This window comes from Kineothrix sp. MSJ-39 (genome assembly GCF_018917935.1).
In the GTDB taxonomy this organism is placed as follows: domain Bacteria; phylum Bacillota; class Clostridia; order Lachnospirales; family Lachnospiraceae; genus CAG-194.
In genome coordinates this window covers 21,073-27,656 of sequence record NZ_JAHLPN010000027.1, presented here as the reverse complement: position 1 = coordinate 27,656, position 6,584 = coordinate 21,073, and the positions used below count along the sequence as shown (strand labels likewise).

At 45.5% G+C, this 6,584-nt stretch carries 2 protein-coding genes; one reads left to right on the top strand and one right to left on the bottom strand.

All coding sequences use genetic code 11. From position 1 onward, the window contains the following. Positions 1-268 precede the first annotated feature (268 nt). Positions 269-1,969, top strand: coding sequence for a two-component system response regulator (locus tag KQI22_RS12960; RefSeq protein ID WP_216553048.1), 1,701 nt, complete (start codon positions 269-271; stop codon positions 1,967-1,969). A 67-nt stretch (positions 1,970-2,036) separates the two neighbouring features. On the opposite strand, the gene KQI22_RS12955 is transcribed toward KQI22_RS12960, so the two are convergent. Then, positions 2,037-6,329: a 2-hydroxyacyl-CoA dehydratase gene (locus KQI22_RS12955; RefSeq protein ID WP_216553045.1), complete on the bottom strand. Its 4,293-nt coding sequence runs from the start codon at positions 6,327-6,329 to the stop codon at positions 2,037-2,039. Between the last annotated feature and the right edge of the window lie 255 nt (positions 6,330-6,584).

The following is a 6,584-nucleotide window of genomic DNA, read 5'->3' as shown; positions in this document are numbered from 1 at the left end:
TAGCCATAGCAGAGAACTCCTTTTAAGTTAATTTTTGTTGTGGTGACTAAAATATAACACAAAGAGAGTATCTCTGCTTTTTAATTATTCAGTTGTAACACATGTATTGTAATCCTACATTTTGCTGAAATGCACAAAGTTTTAACAGTTGAAACAGTCCTTTTTGTATGTTATAAATATAGTCTTTGGACTACGTGTGCAGGCACAGCATAATCCACAACAGAGTGGGGATGAAATAATGCCTTTCACATCATATTGGGGTGAATGTATGGTAAATAAAAAAGGGATTTTGATCGTAGACGATAATGAACTGGATCGATCGCTTCTGGCTGATATTTTACAGGAAAAATATGAAGTATTTACAGCGGAGAACGGCAGGGAAGCACTGACAGTGCTGCGTGCAAATTTTAAGCAGGTTGCTGTGATCTTACTGGATTTATATATGCCTGTCATGAATGGCTATGAATTTCTGAGCGTGCAGCAGGCGGATGAATCGATTGCTGAGATACCGGTCATTGTAATCACACAGCAGGATAATAATGATGCAGAGATAGAGGTACTTTCTTATGGTGCATCCGCATATCTGACGAAGCCTTATGTCAGAGAACTGATCCTGCAGAAGATCGGAGATGAGATCAGGAAGCAGGAAGTGGATCATCTGATGAAATCGATCGATGTAGATACTCTGACCGGCTGTTATAACAGGGATGGTTTCTGTAAAAAGGCACAGATCCTTTTAAGAGAAGATGAAGCAGCCTACGATATCGTAGCGTTTGATATAGAGCAGTTCCGTGTGGTGAATGATGTTTACGGAATCCATGAAGGAGACAGGCTTTTACAGTATCTGGCAAGGATCATGACGGGCTTTGCAAGAGAAAGAGGTGGACTCTGCGGCAGAATTTCCGGTGATTGTTTTGTCATGCTGCTGACGCGCAAAAGCGGATATGAAGAAGAAATGGTCAGCTACGTGGACAGGGCAATGGAGCGTTATCCGCTGCAAATGAAGATTGTTGTCCGCTTTGGTATCTATCAGATCGAGAACAGGACGATTGATGTGACAGTCATGTATGACCGCGCTGTTTTGGCCGTGAAACGGATCAAGGGAAAATACGGAGAATTATATGCCTATTTCGATGATTCCATGCGGGATGAGCTGCTACTGGAAAAAGAGATTACCAATTCCATGCAGCAGGCACTTGCCGATGGAGAGTTCCTTGTTTATTTACAGCCGAAATGCAATCTGAAAACAGAGGAATATGTAGGGGCGGAAGCATTGATCCGCTGGCAGAATCCGGAACGTGGACTTTTGCCGCCCGGGCAGTTTATTCCAATCTTTGAGAAAAATGGATTTATCACAGAGGTAGATCTGTATGTCTGGGAGCAGGTATGTCAGATGCTTGCCAGATGGAAAAAGGAAAACAGGCCGCTGATCCCTATTTCCGTTAATGTTTCCAGAGCAGATCTGTATCATTCAGATTTTCTTGACAGAATTCTGGAGCTGACAGATAAATATGATATTGAATCATCGCTTTTGCATATGGAGATCACAGAAACGGTTTATACCGAAAACCAGAATCAGATCCTCGATATGGTCAATCAGATGGGAGAGCTGGGATTCAAAGTGGAAATGGATGATTTCGGATCCGGATATTCTTCTCTGAATATGCTGACGGAAATCCCGGTTGATGTTCTGAAACTGGACATGCGTTTTCTGGAGGGCTATTCAGCCGGAAAAGCAAAGGGCAATATTCTGGAGTTTTCAGTCGGACTTGCCAAATCGCTTGGACTGGAATCTGTGGCAGAGGGCGTTGAGACAAGAGAAATGGTGGATGAGCTGAGACGTCTGAACTGTGAAATGGGACAGGGCTATTATTTCTCCAGACCGATCCCAATCCATGAGTTTGAACAGAAGCTGGACAGCAATCAGAAGCTGGACAACAGCAGTCAGAAGTTGGCAGTAAATGCATAGGGTAACATATGAAAAGCATAATAAAAGGGCGCTATCTTTAAGGATAGCGCCCTTATTGTATCGGGCATCAGGCGTTCTGCTTTTCGCTTTGCTGTTTTTTCAGATTTTTATTGGCGGTGGAGAGCATCAGCTTGATACGGTTGAGCTGATTGACTTCACTTGCGCCCGGATCATAGTCGATCGCTACGATATTGGCCTGTGGGTAACGTCTGCGCAGCTCTTTGATAACACCTTTGCCGACAACGTGGTTTGGCAGGCAGCCAAATGGCTGTGTACAGACGATATTTGTTGCACCGCTGTGGATCAGTTCCATCATTTCACCTGTTAAAAACCAGCCTTCACCGGTCTGGTTACCGATGGATACGATCTCTTTTGCGTAGTCTACAAGATCATAGATATTGGCAGGCGGATCAAAGTGTTTGGACTTCTTAAATGCTTTGGCAGCGGAAGAACGGACAAAGTTTACGGCTGAAATGCCGAATTTGGAAATTTTTGCGGTCTTCTTGGACATACCAAGCTGATCTGCCTTGTAAATCTGATTGTAGAAGCAGTAGAGCATAAAGTCGAGCAGGTCAGGACAGACAGGTTCAGCACCTTCTGCTTCCAAAAGCTCTGCCAGATGGTTGTTAGCAGCCGGCAGGAATTTTACAAGGATCTCACCGACGATACCAACGCGCGGCTTCGGATCTTCGCTGACCGGAATGGCATCGAATTCCTCGATCATCTGTCTGCACATCTTCTGGAATTTAAAGAAAGACATATGCTTTCCGGACACAAATTCCTGACATTTCAGCTTCCATTTTTCATGGACAGCATCCACACTTCCCTTTGTCAGCTCATAAGGGCGCATTCTGTATACACAGCGCATGAAAATATCACCGAATACTGCGCCGTAAGCTGCACGCGTCAGAAGATCGGCGTTCAGTTTAAAGCCCGGATTGGATTCCAGACTGCTTGACATATTGATGGAGATAACCGGTACATGACTGAGTCCTGCCTTGCCAAGTGCACGGCGGATAAAGCCGACATAGTTGGTGGCACGACAGCCACCGCCGGTCTGTGTCATCACAACAGCGACCTTATTGGTATCATATTTACCGGACAGGAGTGCATCCATGATCTGACCGACAACGATCAGGGAAGGATAGCACGCATCGTTATTGACATATTTCAGTCCGGTGTCGACCGCATGACGGTTATCCGTTGGTAACACTTCCAGATTGTAGCCTGCAGCACGGAAAGCCGCCTCCATCAGATCAAAGTGGAACGGAGACATCTGCGGGCAGAGGATCGTATATTCTTTACGCATTTCTTCCGTAAAGACTGGTCTGTTGATCGCGGTGGAATGTACCACGCGTTCCTCGTGCTTCTGTTCCTTGACACGAAGTGCGGCGATCAGGGAGCGGATACGGATCCTTGCAGCGCCGAGGTTATTGACTTCATCGATCTTCAGACAGGTATAGATCTTGTCACTGCCACTTAAAATATCATTGACCTGATCGGTCGTAACCGCATCCAGACCACAGCCGAAGGAGTTGAGCTGGATCAGATCCAGATTGTCAACTGTACGGACATAGCTGGCTGCTGCGTATAAACGGGAATGATACATCCACTGGTCTGATACGATCAGCGGACGCTCCGGCCATCCGAGATGGGAGATGGAATCCTCTGTCAGAACGGCAATTCCGTAAGAATTGATCAGTTCCGGGATACCATGGTTGATCTCAGGGTCGATATGGTACGGACGACCTGCAAGGACAATACCGCGTTTGCCGGTCTCATTTAAGTAAGCGATCGTTTCTTCGCCTTTTTTCTGCATATCCAGACGGGCATTTTCCAGCTCATCCCATGCCTTATCAATGGCATGTAACAGTTCGCCGGACGGAATATCCGGGAATTCCTGCAACAGGACATGCGCGATCGTGTCTTTATCACGGAAGGAGAGGAACGGATTCTGGAAGCGGACTTCTCCGCGGCCGATCTCCTCAACGTTATTTTTGATATTTTCCGAATAAGAGGTAACGATCGGGCAGTTGTAATGGTTGCCAGCGCCTTTTACCTCGTCACGTTCATAAAATAAAGCCGGATAGAAAATATACGGTACATGATGGCAGATCAGCCATGTCACATGACCGTGTGCCAGCTTGGCAGGGTAACATTCGGATTCACTCGGAATGGATTCAATACCCAGCTCATAGATCTGGTGCGTGGAGGACGGAGAGAGGACTACCTGGTATTTCAGCTCCGTAAAGAAGGTGAACCAGAACGGATAGTTCTCATACATATTCAGAACACGCGGAATACCGACCTGTCCTCTGGTGGCTTCATCAGCCGGAAGCGGCTCGTAATCGAAAATACGATGCAGCTTATATTCATAAAGGTTTGGAATGTTATTCTTGTTTTTCTCTTTGCCGATACCGCGTTCGCAACGGTTACCGGAGATGTACTGTCTGCCGCCGGTAAACTGGTTGATCGTCAGACGACAGTGATTGGTACAGCCCTGACACTTTGCCATACGTGTGGTAAAGGTCAGCTCATTGATCTTATCAATGGAAAGCATCGTTGTTTCCGGTTCTTTGGCATCAAGTGTTTTGGCAGCTTTTGCTTCCTTTTCATGGAAGCGTTCCTTTGCGATCAGGGCAGCACCGAAAGCACCCATGATACCTGCGATGTCAGGTCTGACGGCTTCGCAGCCCGCAATGATCTCAAAACTTCGAAGAACCGCATCATTGTAGAAAGTACCACCCTGTACCACGATCTTTTTCCCAAGCTCGCTGGCACTGGATACTTTGATAACCTTAAATAAAGCATTCTTGATAACAGAATAAGCAAGACCGGCAGAAATATCGGATACGGAAGCGCCTTCCTTCTGTGCCTGTTTTACTTTGGAATTCATAAATACCGTACAACGTGTACCAAGATCGATCGGATGCTTTGCAAACAATGCTTCATGTGCAAAATCTTCCACAGAATAGTTCAGGGATTTTGCAAAGGTTTCGATAAAGGAACCACAGCCGGAAGAACATGCTTCGTTCAGCTGTACACTGTCTACCGTACCGTTTTTGATCTTGATGCATTTCATATCCTGACCGCCGATATCCAGAATACAGTCGACATCAGGAGAGAAGAAGGCTGCAGCGTAATAATGTGCTACAGTTTCTACTTCACCTTCATCCAGCAGAAAAGCCGCTTTCATCAGCGCTTCGCCATAGCCTGTGGAGCAGGCATGCTTGATCACAGCCCCTTGCGGAAGCTGCGCATAAATATCCTTGATCGCGGTGATCGCTGTCTGCAGCGGATTACCGTTGTTAGAACTGTAGAAAGAATATAACAGAGAACCGTCTTCTCCGATCAGGGCAACCTTGGTTGTTGTGGAACCTGCATCAATACCGAGATAGCAGTTTCCCTGATAAGAAGCAAGCGGTGCTGTATGTACTTTATGGGAATTATGTCTGGTCGTGAACAGCTCATATTCTGTCTGGGATTCAAACAGCGGAGACAGACGCTCTACTTCAAAAGCAATCTTGATCTCATGGGAGAGCTTATCAACCATTTCCTTTAAGGTAAACTGCGTCTTTAAATCTGCATTTAGTGCAGAACCGATCGCTGCGAACAGGTGAGAGTTTTCCGGAGAAACGATATGCTCCTCATCCAGCTTCAGCGTACGGATAAAGCTTTCCTTCAGCTCGGATAAAAAGTGGAGTGGACCACCAAGGAACGCAACATGACCGCGGATCGGCTTACCACAGGCAAGACCGGAGATCGTCTGATTGACAACCGCCTGAAAAATAGAAGCGGAAAGATCTTCCTTTGTCGCACCGTCATTGATCAGCGGCTGGATATCGGATTTGGCAAATACGCCGCATCTTGCCGCGATCGTATATAAAGACTGATAACCTTTTGCATATTCATTCAGGCCTGTTGCATCTGTCTGCAGAAGAGATGCCATCTGGTCGATAAAAGAACCTGTACCACCTGCACAGATACCATTCATACGCTGTTCGACGTTACCGCCTTCGAAATAAATGATCTTGGCATCCTCGCCGCCAAGCTCGATCGCTACATCCGTCTGCGGAGCAGCTTCCTTTAAAGCAGTGGAAACGGCAATAACCTCCTGTGTAAACGGAACACCGAGATAATTGGCAAGAGATAATCCGCCGGAGCCTGTGATCATAGGGGATACCATGATATCCCCGTGGAGCGCATAGGCTTCTTTGAAAAGATCACGCAGTGTTTCACGGATATTGGCGAAATGCCTTCTATAATCAGAAAAAATTAACTGTTTTGCTTCATCCAGAATTGCAATTTTAACAGTAGTGGAGCCAATATCAATGCCCAGCGTGTAAAGTTGCTTTTCCATTCAGTTCACCTTCCTTAATATAATACATGAATAGATCGTGAATCTGACAATTCACGACATTTACGACTTATTATACGACATGTTTTTTTAAAGTGCAATCTTGATTGCTTTTCAATTATTAAAATTATATAAATCTTTACCGTATAAATTGTGAAAATTGCATTAAACATTCGCAATATACGAAGTCAGATTGTTTACTTTAGTGTATTCCCATGCTAAAATGTTCTTTGTTTCCCGAAAGTAATGGAAACTTTG